This is a genomic window from Fischerella sp. (assembly GCF_013388695.1).
Classification (GTDB): Bacteria; Cyanobacteriota; Cyanobacteriia; order Cyanobacteriales; family Nostocaceae; genus PCC9605.
The window spans coordinates 1-13,478 of sequence record NZ_JACAEU010000006.1; the positions used below are offsets into that span (position 1 = coordinate 1).

Annotated in this window: 12 protein-coding genes and 4 pseudogenes; 9 read left to right on the top strand and 7 right to left on the bottom strand. The window is 42.1% G+C overall.

Annotated features, from left to right (window positions below):
* A pseudogene (locus HXY43_RS00575) lies at positions 1–213 on the bottom strand (hypothetical protein); the annotation flags it as partial.
* 125 nt (positions 214–338) lie between these two features.
* Between HXY43_RS00575 and HXY43_RS00580 the strand changes: the two are divergent.
* From HXY43_RS00580 to HXY43_RS00595, 4 genes are all read left to right on the top strand, one after another.
* Positions 339–1,253, top strand: a complete 915-nt coding sequence (locus tag HXY43_RS00580) for a metallophosphoesterase (protein WP_290878717.1) — start codon at positions 339–341, stop codon at positions 1,251–1,253.
* Positions 1,254–1,470: 217 nt separating this feature from the next.
* Entirely contained in the window at positions 1,471–1,758 is a 288-nt protein-coding gene (locus HXY43_RS00585) for a type II toxin-antitoxin system HigB family toxin (RefSeq protein ID WP_290878719.1), read from the top strand.
* A 127-nt stretch (positions 1,759–1,885) separates the two neighbouring features.
* A complete protein-coding gene (locus HXY43_RS00590) occupies positions 1,886–2,287 on the top strand; it encodes a transcriptional regulator (RefSeq protein ID WP_290878721.1) in 402 nt (133 codons plus the stop codon).
* A gap of 127 nt (positions 2,288–2,414) precedes the next feature.
* Positions 2,415–2,708, top strand: coding sequence for an antibiotic biosynthesis monooxygenase (locus HXY43_RS00595; RefSeq protein ID WP_290878723.1), 294 nt, complete (start codon positions 2,415–2,417; stop codon positions 2,706–2,708).
* A 289-nt stretch (positions 2,709–2,997) separates the two neighbouring features.
* Here the strand turns inward: HXY43_RS00595 and pcrA are convergent, their stop codons facing one another.
* A complete protein-coding gene (pcrA, locus tag HXY43_RS00600; protein WP_290878725.1) occupies positions 2,998–5,340 on the bottom strand; it encodes a DNA helicase PcrA in 2,343 nt (780 codons plus the stop codon).
* Positions 5,341–5,838: 498 nt separating this feature from the next.
* On the opposite strand from pcrA, the gene HXY43_RS00605 reads away from it, so the two are divergent.
* Positions 5,839–5,967 (top strand): hypothetical protein, encoded by a 129-nt coding sequence (locus HXY43_RS00605; RefSeq protein ID WP_290878738.1) that lies wholly within the window; start codon positions 5,839–5,841, stop codon positions 5,965–5,967.
* Here HXY43_RS00605 and HXY43_RS00610 read toward each other — a convergent pair.
* The 3 genes and pseudogenes from HXY43_RS00610 to HXY43_RS00620 all read right to left on the bottom strand — a co-directional run.
* Positions 5,962–6,198 (bottom strand): annotated as a pseudogene (locus HXY43_RS00610) (DUF2358 domain-containing protein); the annotation flags it as partial. The gene HXY43_RS00605 and the pseudogene HXY43_RS00610 overlap by 6 nt on opposite strands.
* Complete coding sequence (locus HXY43_RS00615) at positions 6,191–7,366, bottom strand: family 10 glycosylhydrolase (RefSeq protein WP_290878727.1); 1,176 nt, start codon at positions 7,364–7,366, stop codon at positions 6,191–6,193. The pseudogene HXY43_RS00610 and the gene HXY43_RS00615, both read right to left, overlap by 8 nt.
* Before the next feature lie 19 nt (positions 7,367–7,385).
* A pseudogene (locus HXY43_RS00620) lies at positions 7,386–7,778 on the bottom strand (DUF1206 domain-containing protein); the annotation flags it as partial.
* A 51-nt stretch (positions 7,779–7,829) separates the two neighbouring features.
* Between HXY43_RS00620 and HXY43_RS00625 the strand changes: the two are divergent.
* Positions 7,830–8,693 (top strand): alpha/beta hydrolase, encoded by an 864-nt coding sequence (locus HXY43_RS00625; RefSeq protein WP_290878729.1) that lies wholly within the window; start codon positions 7,830–7,832, stop codon positions 8,691–8,693.
* Between the two features lie 4 nt (positions 8,694–8,697).
* Entirely contained in the window at positions 8,698–9,282 is a 585-nt protein-coding gene (locus HXY43_RS00630; RefSeq protein WP_290878731.1) for an Npun_F5749 family FMN-dependent PPOX-type flavoprotein, read from the top strand.
* Between the two features lie 71 nt (positions 9,283–9,353).
* Here HXY43_RS00630 and cysE read toward each other — a convergent pair whose 3' ends face one another.
* Positions 9,354–10,121, bottom strand: a complete 768-nt coding sequence (gene cysE / locus HXY43_RS00635; protein WP_026735424.1) for a serine O-acetyltransferase — start codon at positions 10,119–10,121, stop codon at positions 9,354–9,356.
* 138 nt (positions 10,122–10,259) lie between these two features.
* A complete protein-coding gene (locus HXY43_RS00640) occupies positions 10,260–10,754 on the bottom strand; it encodes a hypothetical protein (RefSeq protein ID WP_290878734.1) in 495 nt (164 codons plus the stop codon).
* A 395-nt stretch (positions 10,755–11,149) separates the two neighbouring features.
* Between HXY43_RS00640 and HXY43_RS00645 the strand changes: the two are divergent.
* Positions 11,150–11,350 (top strand): annotated as a pseudogene (locus tag HXY43_RS00645) (SDR family NAD(P)-dependent oxidoreductase); the annotation flags it as partial.
* A gap of 230 nt (positions 11,351–11,580) precedes the next feature.
* The coding region (locus HXY43_RS00650; RefSeq protein ID WP_290878736.1) for a glucosidase at positions 11,581–13,478 on the top strand (1,898 nt) is incomplete at its 3' end.

A 13,478-nucleotide genomic window follows, 5' to 3' on the forward strand; every position in this document is an offset into this window, starting at 1 on the left:
AGACGCGCCATGGCGCGTCTCTACATTACCAGGAGGGGGTTCTGTCTCCAGTTTCTCAACCGTTGATTCTAAAACCGCGATCGCGCCTTTGAGAATTTGGACAGTTTTAGTCTTCCAAAACGGTTGGACTTTTTGGTATCTTCTTTGGCGAGGTTGAGTTCCCTGTGGTTCTGGGGAAGAGGGTGGTTGTGAATTCTGATTGTCTTGGGACATGAAACTTTCACCGAGAGCAGCTAATCAAAAACAAAGGACATAAATTCCTACTGCTGCTTTCCCAGCCTTAATGTATCACTTCATTGCTTCGGCTAAACTGACCTAAATATTGATTTTGATAAGATATGAAGCTAAAACGTCGTCAATTTTTACTTTTAAGTAGTTTCAGCGCCATAGGTGCAGGATTTATAGCTAGTATCAGTCGTCTGAACGGCAAAAATTATAATAGTGCCATAAAACCAGCTATAGCCAAAACTCCATCTACCAAAAAAGATTTATTATTACGCTTTGTTTCCGTGGCAGATACGGGAACTGGTGCAGGAGGCCAGTATGCTGTAGCTAAGGCAATGACTAATTATCACAGCAAAAATCCCTATGAATTGGTAATCTTGGCTGGAGATAATATCTATACCAATGGCGAAATTGAGAAAATAAACGCAGTGTTTGAGCGTCCCTATGCTCCTTTATTGAAGCAAGGTGTAAAATTTCAGGCAGTTTTAGGAAATCACGATATTCGTACTGCTAATGGCGATCCTCAAGTAAAATATTTGGGTTTTAATATGAAGGATCGCTACTACACTTTTACTCGGGATAAAGTACAATTTTTTGCCTTAGATACTAATAATAATGCTGACTGGAATAATCAACTAATTTGGTTAGAAAAAGAATTAAGCCGCAGTCAAGCTAATTGGAAAATTGTCTTTGGTCATCATCCGATTTATGCATCGGGTGTTTATGGCAGCAATCCAGATTTTATTAAAACTTTCACTCCCTTGTTTCAAAAATACGGTGTTCAACTTTATATTAATGGGCACGAACATCATTATGAACGCACCCGTTCTATTAATGGCACAACTTATTTAATCTGTGGTGGTGGTGCAGGTACTCGTCCTGTAGGAAAAAATCAATGGACACAGTATTCTGCTGAGAAGTTGAGTTTTGCAGCGTATGAGGTGTTTACAGATAGAATAGAGGTTAGCGGAATTGGTACTGATAACCGCATTTTTGATAAAGGTGTTATTCAGGTGAAATCAGCTTAATCAGACAAATTTTCGATGTGAGATTTATCAGTATTAGCAATGAAGCAGTAGGCTATCGGGAATGTGTTCCTAAAAATTTCTGCACAGAAGCTTGACAATACGTTCTCAAAATGAGAACATGAATTTAGTTGTTAAGTAGAGGTTGCTGTATGGGAGAGCGAGGTTATACGGCTATTGACATCATAGATTAATGTCTAGGCAAGGAGGATTTTTAATCATGCATGTCATTAGCCGTAAAGCATTGCGTGAATTCAGTGATATTCATGCTGATGCTGAGATTCCTCTTAATGTATGGTATCGGATTGCTAAATCGGCAACATGGAAAAATATTATGGATGTTAAGGAGGTACGTCCCGATGCTGATTTTGTAGATGGCTACACAGTTTTTAATATTAAAGGCAATAATTACAGATTAATTACTGAAATTAACTATAAAAGTCAGACTATTTTTATAAGACACGTTTTCACACATACAGAATATGATGAAGGTAAATGGAAAAAATGAGCTAAAAGCTTTTGAGCCAAATACTCAATCGACTGCTTAACAGATTATAACTGTTTAGCTGTGCAGGAACACAAAAGTAACGTGTTCCTGCAAGGACTCAATACCTATCCCTAGAGGTATTATTTATATGCCTAGCACATTAAACAAGGAAGAATACACTAAGTTGCTTGCTGAAACTTTGCCACGGGTCATTGACACAGAAGAAGAATATGAACGCTTAATCAATGAAGTAAGCAAATTTATAAGTTTAGGAGAAAAGTTGACAGATGAGCAAGCTGATGTTTTGCAGCTGTTAGCAATACTTATTGAGAAGTATGAAGATGAAAATTATCAACTTGAAGCTGCTCATCCCCATGAAATATTACAAGAATTGATGCTGGCACGAGGACTAAAACAAAAAGACTTAGTAGAAGTTTTTGGCTCTAAGGGTATTACTTCAGAAGTGATCAATGGAAAAAGAAGTATTAGTAAGAGTCAAGCCAAAGCGCTAGGAGCCTTTTTCCATGTATCACCTGCGCTGTTTTTATAAACTAATAAATTTGGGGGCAACTTGATTGATAAATTTGCCCCTCAAAATCAAATCTCTTCAGTTTACTCTCTGCAATTTGATAGAGGTGTTATTCAGATGAAATCAGCTTGATTCTCAGGAGAAGTGAATGATTCTTGAGGCAGTGATGCTGCATGTCAAACCTAATCTGGAATATGAATTTGAAGCTACTTTCAAACAAGCCTCTAGAATTATTTCTTCTATGGATGGATATTTATCGCATGAACTTCATAGATGTATAGAAGTGAAAGGCAAATATTTATTGCTGGTGAAATGGCAAAGTTTAGAATCTCATACAGTTGGGTTTAGAGGTTCTCCTGAATATCAAGAGTGGAAAAAACTGTTGCACCATTTTTACGATCCCTTCCCCATCGTTGAACACTTTGAAGAAGTTGAAATATAACTGAGTACAACATTGCACAAATTCGTAACGAATTAAATGCGGAAAGACTCTGCGCTCCTCTGCGTTTAAAAAAGCTACGATTTTATGCAAAGCTGACTTAGCTTCCATCAGGACTTACGCAAAATCATGAAAAAACGAACCACAAAGGACGCAAAGGACATGTAGACGCGCTAGCGGCTTCCCGTTAGGGTAGGAAAAGAGTTTGGGAGAGTTCTTGCGTAAGTCCTATTCCACATACTTTCAGTCTATGGCTACACACACAAAGCCTGCAAAGCAGCCTGTCAGCTAATTACTCCATCCGTTGCAATTGGGCAACTTGAGGGTCGATAATTTTTTTACCCAGACTATCAAATTTAATCGCCAAAGAGATTTTTCTACCTGAACCAAAAATATGCGTCACTTCACCTTCACCAAAAGTTTTGTGAAGAACGCGATCGCCAACTTGCCAATTTTCCTCAGTGCCTTGCTTGCTACGGCTTCCTCGCTGCGGTATACTGCCACCCGCAGTTTTCATATAAGCCATCCTACTCGGACGGTGAGTAGCTAATAATTCTTCGGGTAACTCGTCGAGAAACTGCGATCGCATTGCAGGTTCCCGATTACCATAAAGACGGCGTTCGCGAGCATGTGATATAAATAACCTTTCTTGAGCGCGAGTAATACCGACATAACACAAGCGGCGTTCTTCTTCCAAGGCAGATGGATCGTTCATCGAACGGTAATTGGGAAATAGTCCCTGTTCTAACCCCACCATGAACACCACAGGGAACTCCAACCCTTTGGAAGCGTGCAGAGTCATTAGCGAAACTGCTGTTTCTCCTTCTTTTAGATTATCCAAATCAGAACTGAGAGCAGTACTGGCAAGAAAGTTTTGCAGGGAAACTTCTTCGTTTTCTTCTTGAAATTGCAGTACAGCGTTGTACAATTCCTGGACGTTTTGCAACCGATCCTCGGCTTCATCTGTTCCCTGACTGAGCAAGTCTTGTACGTAACCAGAGTCGTCCAGTACTCCTTGCACTATTTCGGACGCTGGAAGTGTTGCTACTTGTTCTTGCCAGCGGCTAATCATAGCAGCGAAGTTATTCACAGACTTAGCAGAACGTCCAGCTAATGTATTAACTGATGTTTCGTCACTCAGTATTTCCCACAAAGTTGTGCCCAATTCTTGAGCAGCGCCAACTAAGTTATCGATGGTGGCTTTACCGATACCGCGCCGGGGAGTATTAATGACTCGCAAGAGACTGAGTGTATCTGCTGGGTTGGCGATCGCTCTTAAGTAAGCGAGTACATCTTTAATTTCTTTGCGATCGTAAAACTTTAAGCCTCCCACTACTGTGTAGGGAATTCCCAAGCGCACTAAAATATCTTCAAATGGGCGAGATTGGGCATTAGTACGATAAAGTATGGCAAAACTTCCCCAATTCAACTCGGGATTTTGCCTTTCTAAACTGCGAATTTGATTGATGACAAAATCAGCTTCCACAGTTTCATCATCTGCTTTATAAAAATAAATCTGTTCGCCTGCACCCCTTGTGGCTTTGAGAATTTTATCAATTCTTTGGGTATTATTTTCAATCAATTGGTTTGCGGCTTGCAGGATATTTTCACAAGAGCGATAATTCTCTTCTAACTTCACCATTGTCCGGGTATCTTCATCCGGTAAACCGTCGCCGAAGTCTTGCTGAAAGTCAAGCAAGATGGTGAAGTCAGCCATTCTAAACGAATATATTGACTGATCGGCATCACCGACAACAAAAACTGAGCGATCGCGCCAGTCCCAATTACTTTTTTTCGTTTCACCATGCGTCACTAACAGACTAATTAGATCGTATTGAGTCCGGTTAGTGTCTTGATATTCATCTACTAATATATGGCGGAACTTCCGATGCCAATAACCCAATACCTGCTCATTTTGCTGAAATAATTTTACAGGGAGAAGAATTAAATCATCAAAATCGAGGGCGTTATTTTCTGCCAGTCTATCTTGATAGTAACTGTAAACTTCTGCAATTACCCGTCCACGATAGTTTGGTTGTTCTCTTTCATAATCTTTCGGTGATAAGCCTTTATTTTTCGCGTTACTGATGGCGTAGCGCACAGAACGCGGTTCAAATTTTTTGTTGTCTAGATTTAGCTGTTTCGTGACGATTTCTTTAACAAGACTTTGAGCGTCTGAGTCGTCAAAGATAGAAAAATTACGATTCCAACGGCGTCCTTTTTCGTCTTGGAATTTTTCGATATCAAAGCGGAGAATGCGAGCAAATAAACTATGGAAAGTACCGCACCACAAATCCTTAATGTAAGTGCGCCAAACTCGTGACTTTAACTGTACTTGATCGTATTCTGGCAACAAATCAAAACGCTCACCAAATTCTGCGATCGCCAATTGTTCGGCAAATAACTTTTGAATACGTTCTTTCATCTCCCGTGCGGCTTTATTAGTGAAAGTAACCGCTAGGATATTTTCGGGATCGACACGATGTTGCAAAATCAGGTTAGCGATGCGATAAGTTAGCGCTCGTGTTTTGCCGGAACCTGCACCAGCAACAACTAGCAAGGGGCCACAGAAATGTTCAACGGCGCGGCGTTGACTGGGGTTGAGGTGACTGAGAAAGTCAATGGTTGTTGTCATGGACTCAAGGGATACGTAAGACTAAAACACAAGCCGCAGGTATTGCTTGGCGTTTGGGAATTAACAATAGCTATTGCTTAGGCTATACTATCCTACCGAAACTCGATCAACTTAATTCAGCCTGCAAAGTAAACCAGCATAAAGAATCGTAAGGATTCAGGTGGTGGGGTATTGACAAGTGTGATAGGGGAGGCAGAATATATCAATTATGGAGAAAAACCTGCCCTCGCGGGTAAAGAGTTAATTAATCTGCTAATTACTAGAGTTAATAAACTACATAATTTAATAGAAGCAATTTTACAATACTCTCGAATAGGACGTATTAAAGAAGAGAGAAGACAAGTAAATTTAAACAATGTGGTTGCAGAAGTAATTGAGCTTCTCCAACCGATTGAAAATATACAAATAGAAATAGCTAATGAATTACCTGTGGCTTATTTTGAGAAAACTCGAATTGAACAAGTTTTTCAAAATTTATTGAGTAATGCCATCAAATTTATGGATAAGCCGCAAGGTAAAATTATAATTGCTTGCACAGAAGCTAATGGTTATTGGCAAGTGAGTGTTACTGACAATGGCCCGGGTATTGAAAAACGACATTTTGATAGGATATTTCAAATCCGCTGACTGATATACGTCATGTAAATCAAAGTAAATTTGCGTAAAAAATAAGCGGGCGTGAAAACGTAAAGTCCAAAAAATAATTCGATAATTTGTTTTACCTTTGAATTTATTAACCGGATCTCGAAAATATATATCTTGGGTATAAATATCGTAGGAAATATCTTTTTCAAATAGTGTTGGTAAATCTTGTTTGAGAGTCTCAATTACTAGTTCCACTTGCGATCGCTCATCCACGCCGATTTACCCCTAAATAAAGATTTCTCAAAAAACCCAGCCAGCGTTGCCAAATTGAAGAAGAGGCTGTTTGAGTTGCACTCACCTGGTTAAGATCCGCTAGAGAAGGAAAGGTAGCCACTTGAGCATAAAGACCTGTTTGCAATACCCTTGCTAAAAGGTTATTGTCTTCTCGCAAACCTTCGTAGAAGAAAAACACTTCCCCAGAAATGCCACAAGCACGATTGTACTCAATTGCCTGCAACAAATCTTCTGGAGCGATCCGATAGGAACCGATTTTCATCAAAATTCCTGGTGCTAATTTTGGTACTATCCCACGGAATAACTGCTCGTTTAATATCTTGTTCAGTTCACTTTTGTAGTTAAGAAAATTACGGCGGTAAATTTGTGGATGGAACATATCTACTAAACCTCGTTTCAACCAATTTCGGGAATCTTGTAGATATTCTTGGTATCCCCAGTCTGGTAGATTAGGAGCCATTGATACCATTAAATTGGGATTTACAGCTTTGACCGATTGGTAAAGACGAGCAAGAAATTCTGTAAGAATATCCGCACGCCATTGTAGCCATTGGGGATTTTTGGGATTTTGGGGAGGATTTTCACCAAACTGTTGGCGGTAGCGTTCCACAGTTCCTTGGTCATAACCGCCTTCGCTAGGTAATGCAGGTAGACGGTCGTCACCTTGGATACCGGCAATTTCGTAATTTTGTACGACTTCTAGTATTAAATTCAGCATGAAGTTCTGCACTTCGGGGTCGAGGGAATTCAACCACTCAAACCCGTTTTTCTCCAGCAGATTACCGTTGCGATCGCGCGCAGCCCATTGGGGTTTTTTCGCTAACAGTAACCCACCATTCCTCTTGTAGGAACTGGCGAATCCGTATTCAAACCAAGGGATAACCTTAAGACCAACTCGATGTGCTTCAGCAACAATCTCCCCTAAAGGATCGCGCCCAACGAACAAAGGATCAATTGCAAAACCAAACGTCTGCTGCATTACTTGACTGGGATAAAGTGTCGCCCCTCTACCCCAGACAACGGGAAAGACAACATTAAATCTTGTTTCGGCCAGGAAGTCCATCGCTTCAGCAATGCTTTGTTGAGAATGGAGAACCTGACTATCAGTAGTGGTAAGCCAAACACCCCGTGTTTCAATAATTGTCATGTTTTCTGACAGAATTTTTTTAATTAGTTGCAAACTGACGATATCCCGCCTGCACTACCATATAAATGCCATAGGCAATCAAACCTAATGCTATAATACCTAAAAGCCAAGGCCCGTAAGGTTGTTGGGCTAAAGTCTGCAATGCCTCACCTAAACCTCCAGCTTGACTAGCATCATACTGAGTTGCAGCTTGAATTAAAAACCAGCCAATAATGCAGAATACAACACCCCGTGCTGCCACGCCAAATCTGCAAATTCCCATTACCCAGTTGCGTTCTGCATTGCTCAATTCATTTAAATTGAGTTCTCTACGAATTTTTCTACTAAAGGCTTGATAAAACTGATAAAAACCCAAACCAATTATAAATGCTCCTCCTGCTCCAACTAACCATTGACCAAAGGGTTGAGAAATTTTAAATTGTTAGTGACTTAGAGTTCATATTTTGCAGGAGGCATGTAAATTATGTCAGTACTAGAAGCTAATTGGAAGCATGAATATATCAATACCAACGGTGTAAAACTGCATTACGTCACTCAAGGAGAAGGGCCATTGATGTTGATGCTGCATGGTTTTCCTGAGTTTTGGTATTCGTGGCGGCATCAAATTCCTGAATTTTCTCAAAATTTTAAAGTTATCGCTGTGGATTTGCGTGGATATAACGACAGCGAAAAACCAAAAGAGCAATCGGCTTATGTGATGGATGAATTTATTAAGGATATCGAGGGCTTAATTAGGGGATTAGGGTATGAACAGTGCATTTTGGTTGGACATGACTGGGGAGGTGCGATCGCCTGGTGTTTTGCTTACGCCCATCCAGAAATGGTAGAGAAATTAATTATACTCAACATTCCTCACCCAGCTAAATTTAGTGAAGGTTTACGCACTCCTGGGCAACTGCTCAGAAGTTCTTATATGTTTTTATTTCAACTGCCTTGGGTACCGGAATTACTAATTCAATCGTTCGATTATCAAACAATTGAAAATGCTTTCAAGGGTATGGCAGTTAACAAAAGTGCTTTCACTCAAGCAGATATAGATGCTTATAAAGATGCCGCAGCTAAACGCGGTGCGCTGACAGCAATGTTGAACTATTACCGCAATATTTTTCAGCAGAAAATGCTCAATCAAAGTTGGAGCGTTTTAGAAGTACCGACATTGATGATTTGGGGAGAGAAAGATACCGCACTGGGAAAAGAACTCACCTATGGCACAGAAGCCTACGTGAGAAACTTGCAAATCAGATATATACCCAACTGTAGCCATTGGGTGCAGCAGGAACGCCCCGAATTAGTGAATCAGTATATCCGGGAGTTTCTGGGACTTTAAATTTATGTCTGTTGCTCCTTGGCGAAGTGCGATCGCTCGTGCTCTCCATCGCAACCGCAGCCTTATTTATGCTCGTTACCTGCAATTGGCAACAGTACGGGCAAATGGTCGCCCTGCTAATCGTACTGTGGTGTTTCGCGGCTTCTTAGAAGATACCAACCAGCTAAAATTTATCACCGATACTCGCAGCGAAAAAGCCGACCAAATCCAACAACAACCTTGGGCAGAAGTTTGTTGGTACTTCCCCAACACGCGCGAACAATTCCGCATTAGTGGCTGCTTAACTCTAGTAAACAGCGATAATTCTCACCCAGTCCTCCAACAAGCCCGCAACAACACCTGGCAAGAACTTAGCGATGCAGCGCGTTTACAGTTTGCTTGGCCTTATCCTGGTAAACCAAGAGTTGAGGAGCAAACGGCTTTTGCGCCACCACAGCCAGATCCCATACAACCACTACCAAATTTTTGTTTACTGCTGCTCGATCCAATACAGGTAGACCACTTAGAATTACGTGGTGAACCACAAAACCGCTGGCTTTATTGCTACGATGACCAAGAAGGTTGGTCTAGCCAAACAATTAATCCTTAAATATTAGTCAAGAGTCAAGAGTCAAGAGTCCATAGTCCATTAACTTTTGACTATTGACTGTTGACCATTGACTAAATTCCAGCACCATCGAGAAACTGTTGAATAGCCTTATCTCTGATATTGCAACAGGGTGCATCTTCTGGCGTGTCGCCTTCGTCTTTGGCAACCAATTTATTTACTAGAACAAGAGTTTTTGTATCAGAATCTTTTTGCTGTAAGGTTTGTACCTGTTGTTCTAGCAGTTCAATACGGTCAACCAAAGCGCGGATTACTTCTGCTTCGGAATCTGGTAAATTGTTGTGTTCTAGTGGTGCAACCCGCACTCCAGAACGATAGATGATGCGACCGGGTATGCCTACCACAGTGCAATTAGAAGGTACATCCCTTAAAACCACTGAACCAGCGCCGATGCGGACATTATTACCGATTTGGATATTGCCCAGCACTTTTGCTCCTGCGCCGACAACGACATTTTCACCCAAAGTTGGATGTCGTTTACCACTTTCTTTACCAGTACCACCAAGGGTGACACCTTGATAAATCAGGGCATAGTCTCCCACGATCGCTGTTTCGCCAATCACTACTCCCATACCGTGGTCAATAAATACACCCCTACCAATCGCAGCACCAGGGTGAATTTCAATTCCGGTGAGAAACCTGGCAATATGGGAAATCAAGCGAGGGATAAAGGGAATGCCAACATGATGCAGCCAATGAGCTAGCCGATGAAACAGCAGAGCTTGCAAACCGGGGTAGCAAAACAATACTTCCAACCAGTTACGGGCAGCTGGGTCACGCTCAAATATAATGCGAAAATCAGCAGTGAGTGTAGATAGCACGCTTAATTTACCCTCGTTGTGCCAAACAAGCTACACTCTATCTTAACGTTTAAGGTGGTATCTATAAAATTGTTAGTGGTTAGTAGTTAGTAGTTAGTAGATAGTTGCAATTAACCACTATCCACTATCCACTAACCACTATCTATCTTGTACTGAAAGCGTATAATCTCGCTTGACTCCAGAATTGAAGGTTGCTACCCAAATCTTGTAGGTTCCTGCTTTCCAGTCTTTGTCTTCGATGCTGGCGTCTTTACTGTCACCAGTGTCATCACCACAACGAATGGTTGATTTGTCTGGGCCTTGGATGAGTAAAGTTGTGTCGTAGCCTTTACTGTTAACTTGTATTTTTAAATGGGGAAAGTTTTTTTTCAAAATTAGGATGTGATCTGGAGTAGGATCGGCAAAGCCAATGCAGGCATTTTTGTTGCGATCGCGATTACTAATAGCTGATAGGGAATAAGAACCGCCAGTATATCCTGCTACTGTTCCTTGAGTTGCTTCAAAGTCTGGTGAAAGAGTGATTTTGCCAAAATTAGTTGCTGTATCTGCTACTACAGGTACAGGGACAATAACTGCAAGTAAAGCAAGAGTCAAACTACCTCTGTAAAGAAGCTGGGAGCAACATTTGTTCACAGTAGCCCTGCAACTAAAAAATTATAGTTATATTATATACATATAATAACAGAAATTACTGACAATAATTATATGCGCTGTGCCACATTGAAATGTGCCACAACGAAGAGGGGGCTTGTCATTACCAATATTCAAAAGGGAACGAGGAACAAGGAACAGTGACCCACACTAAAAAATGTGGGCTTGAAACCCACAACTGAAGTTTTTCGCGCTTTGCCTGTTTGTTGTCTGTAATGGTAGTAACTAATGCCTCCGCTTAACTGTCTTGTTTTTATTAACTGAGTCAAAAATTCTGCTTAACTGGCTTATCTGCCATTGAACAAGGCAAAAATTGATGAAATGCTGATAATAAAAACCTGTTTACATTCAGGTAGTGCATAGGAGATCGATATCCGCGAGAAACCATCAAGCACCTATTGGCACAACAGCGTTCCGGTGTAATTATCAATGTTTCTAGCGTTCACGAAATTATTCCTTGCCCGATGTATCTCAGCTACTCCATCAGCAAAGAAGGAATGGGAAATTTAACCAAAACTCTAGCGTTGGAGTATACCAATCGAGAGATTCGCGTGAATGCGATCGCGCCCAGAGCCACAAGCTGATACTAAGTTGCATTCAAAAATAGTTCTTCCCTCACCCCGCCTATCGGCACCCCTCTCCCAAATTGGGAGAGGGGAGAGGGAGAGGGCACGAATTGCTATATCTGAACGCAACTTGGTATGAACAGCCGATTTAGAAAAGAAAGCGATCGTTCTATCGAGAATCTGATGCAATATAGACCAGATAGAATCTGAAAATCAAATATTTAGGCGATCAGGAGACATGTATGACCGCAGAAAAGCAGCGGCTTGAAGAAAACCGTACTGGCAAAGTCGATTGGTACAAATGGGGGCCGTATCTGAGTGAACGCCAGTGGGGCACTGTGCGCGAAGATTACAGTTCTGATGGGAATGCCTGGAATTATTTCCCGCACGATCACGCGCGATCGCGGGCGTATCGCTGGGGCGAAGATGGATTGGGTGGTATCACCGACAACCATAACTTGCTCTGCTTTGCACTGGCGCTATGGAATGGCAAAGACCCCATCCTCAAAGAGCGGTTATTTGGGTTGACTAATGGCGAAGGCAACCACGGCGAAGATGTAAAAGAGTACTACTTCTACATCGATAGCACGCCCACCCATTCGTACATGAAGTACCTCTACAAATATCCCCAGGCAGAGTTTCCTTACAATGATTTGGTTAGCACCAATCGCAGTCGCAGTCGTTATGAACTGGAATACGAACTTTTAGATACGGGCATCTTTGACGACGATCGCTACTTTGACGTCTTTGTGGAATACGCCAAAGCTGATGCCGAAGATATTTTGATTAAAATCAGCATTGCTAACCGGGGATCTGAAGCGGCTACCATTCATGTGCTACCGACCTTGTGGTTCCGTAACACTTGGTCTTGGGAAAACGGTGGAACCAAGCCTGTATTAACTAAGCATGAGGAAACAAGTAACAGTGTGGTGCATGCCCACATTACAGACACCCTGCTGAATCAATACATCAGCGATTACTACTTCTACTGCGATGGTGTGGCTCCGCTGCTGTTTACGGAGAATGAAACGAACAATCAGCGGCTGTTTGGCACGCCCAATGCCAACCACTATGCGAAAGACGGCATCAACAATTACATTGTGCATGGGCAGCAGGAGGCCGTTAATCCCAGCAATGTTGGCACAAAAGTTTCATCCCATTACGAAATTAATGTTGGGGCAAACCAGACGCAGATCATTCGATTGCGCCTCTCAAAAAATGCTCCTACTCAGGTCAGTGAGCCATTTGGCAGCGACTTCGAGCAAACGTTTGTGACTCGTCAAAAGGAAGCGGATGAGTTTTATGAAACTGTGATTCCACCATCGGTTTTGGCGGATAGCGATCGCACCAACGTTATGCGGCAAGCACTGGCTGGGATGATGTGGACGAAACAATACTTTTACTACGACTTGAATCAATGGCTGAGAAAGCACAACGTTACCCCTTGGACGCTTGCTGCCAACAGGAGATACGTGCGGAACAGCGATTGGTTTCACATGCACAACGATGATATTGTTTCCATGCCGGACAAGTGGGAATATCCCTGGTACGCTGCCTGGGATTTGGCATTCCACGTGATTCCTATTAGTTTAATCGATCCGGACTTTGCCAAAAATCAACTGATGCTGATGCTGCAAGAAGATTACTTGCACCCCAACGGTCAAATTCCTGCCTATGAATGGAACTTTGGCGATGTGAATCCGCCGGTGCATGCCTTTGCCACCTGGGAAATTTACACCCGCGATCGCGAACGGAACAACGGCGTGGGAGATATCGAATTCCTCAAATACGCCTTTTCCAAATTGCTGATCAACTTTACTTGGTGGGTCAACCGCAAAGATGAAGGCGGCAACAATTTGTTTCAAGGTGGATTTTTGGGACTGGACAACATAGGAGTATTCGATCGCAGTTCACCGTTACCCACAGGTGGCTATCTCGACCAAGCAGACGGCACTGCCTGGATGGTGTTTTTCAGTCAGCGGATGTTTCAGATTGCGATTGAGCTGGCACTCCACGATCCACTCTACGAAGACTTTGCGATCAAGTTTTTTGAGCATACCATGTGGATTGCTGGAGCTATGGATCGGATTGGTGAATACCAAGACGAACTTTGGGATGAAGAAGACGGCTTCTTCTACGA

Coding starts and splice junctions, on each gene's coding strand:
- HXY43_RS00580 (WP_290878717.1), top strand. CDS start 339: ATGAAGCTAAAACGTCGTCAATTTTTACTTTTAAGTAGTTTCAGCGCC.
- HXY43_RS00590 (WP_290878721.1), top strand. CDS start 1,886: ATGCCTAGCACATTAAACAAGGAAGAATACACTAAGTTGCTTGCTGAA.
- HXY43_RS00630 (WP_290878731.1), top strand. CDS start 8,698: ATGTCTGTTGCTCCTTGGCGAAGTGCGATCGCTCGTGCTCTCCATCGC.
- HXY43_RS00585 (WP_290878719.1), top strand. CDS start 1,471: ATGCATGTCATTAGCCGTAAAGCATTGCGTGAATTCAGTGATATTCAT.
- pcrA (WP_290878725.1), bottom strand. CDS start 5,340: ATGACAACAACCATTGACTTTCTCAGTCACCTCAACCCCAGTCAACGC.
- HXY43_RS00595 (WP_290878723.1), top strand. CDS start 2,415: ATGATTCTTGAGGCAGTGATGCTGCATGTCAAACCTAATCTGGAATAT.
- HXY43_RS00625 (WP_290878729.1), top strand. CDS start 7,830: ATGTCAGTACTAGAAGCTAATTGGAAGCATGAATATATCAATACCAAC.
- HXY43_RS00615 (WP_290878727.1), bottom strand. CDS start 7,366: ATGACAATTATTGAAACACGGGGTGTTTGGCTTACCACTACTGATAGT.
- HXY43_RS00605 (WP_290878738.1), top strand. CDS start 5,839: ATGGATAAGCCGCAAGGTAAAATTATAATTGCTTGCACAGAAGCTAAT.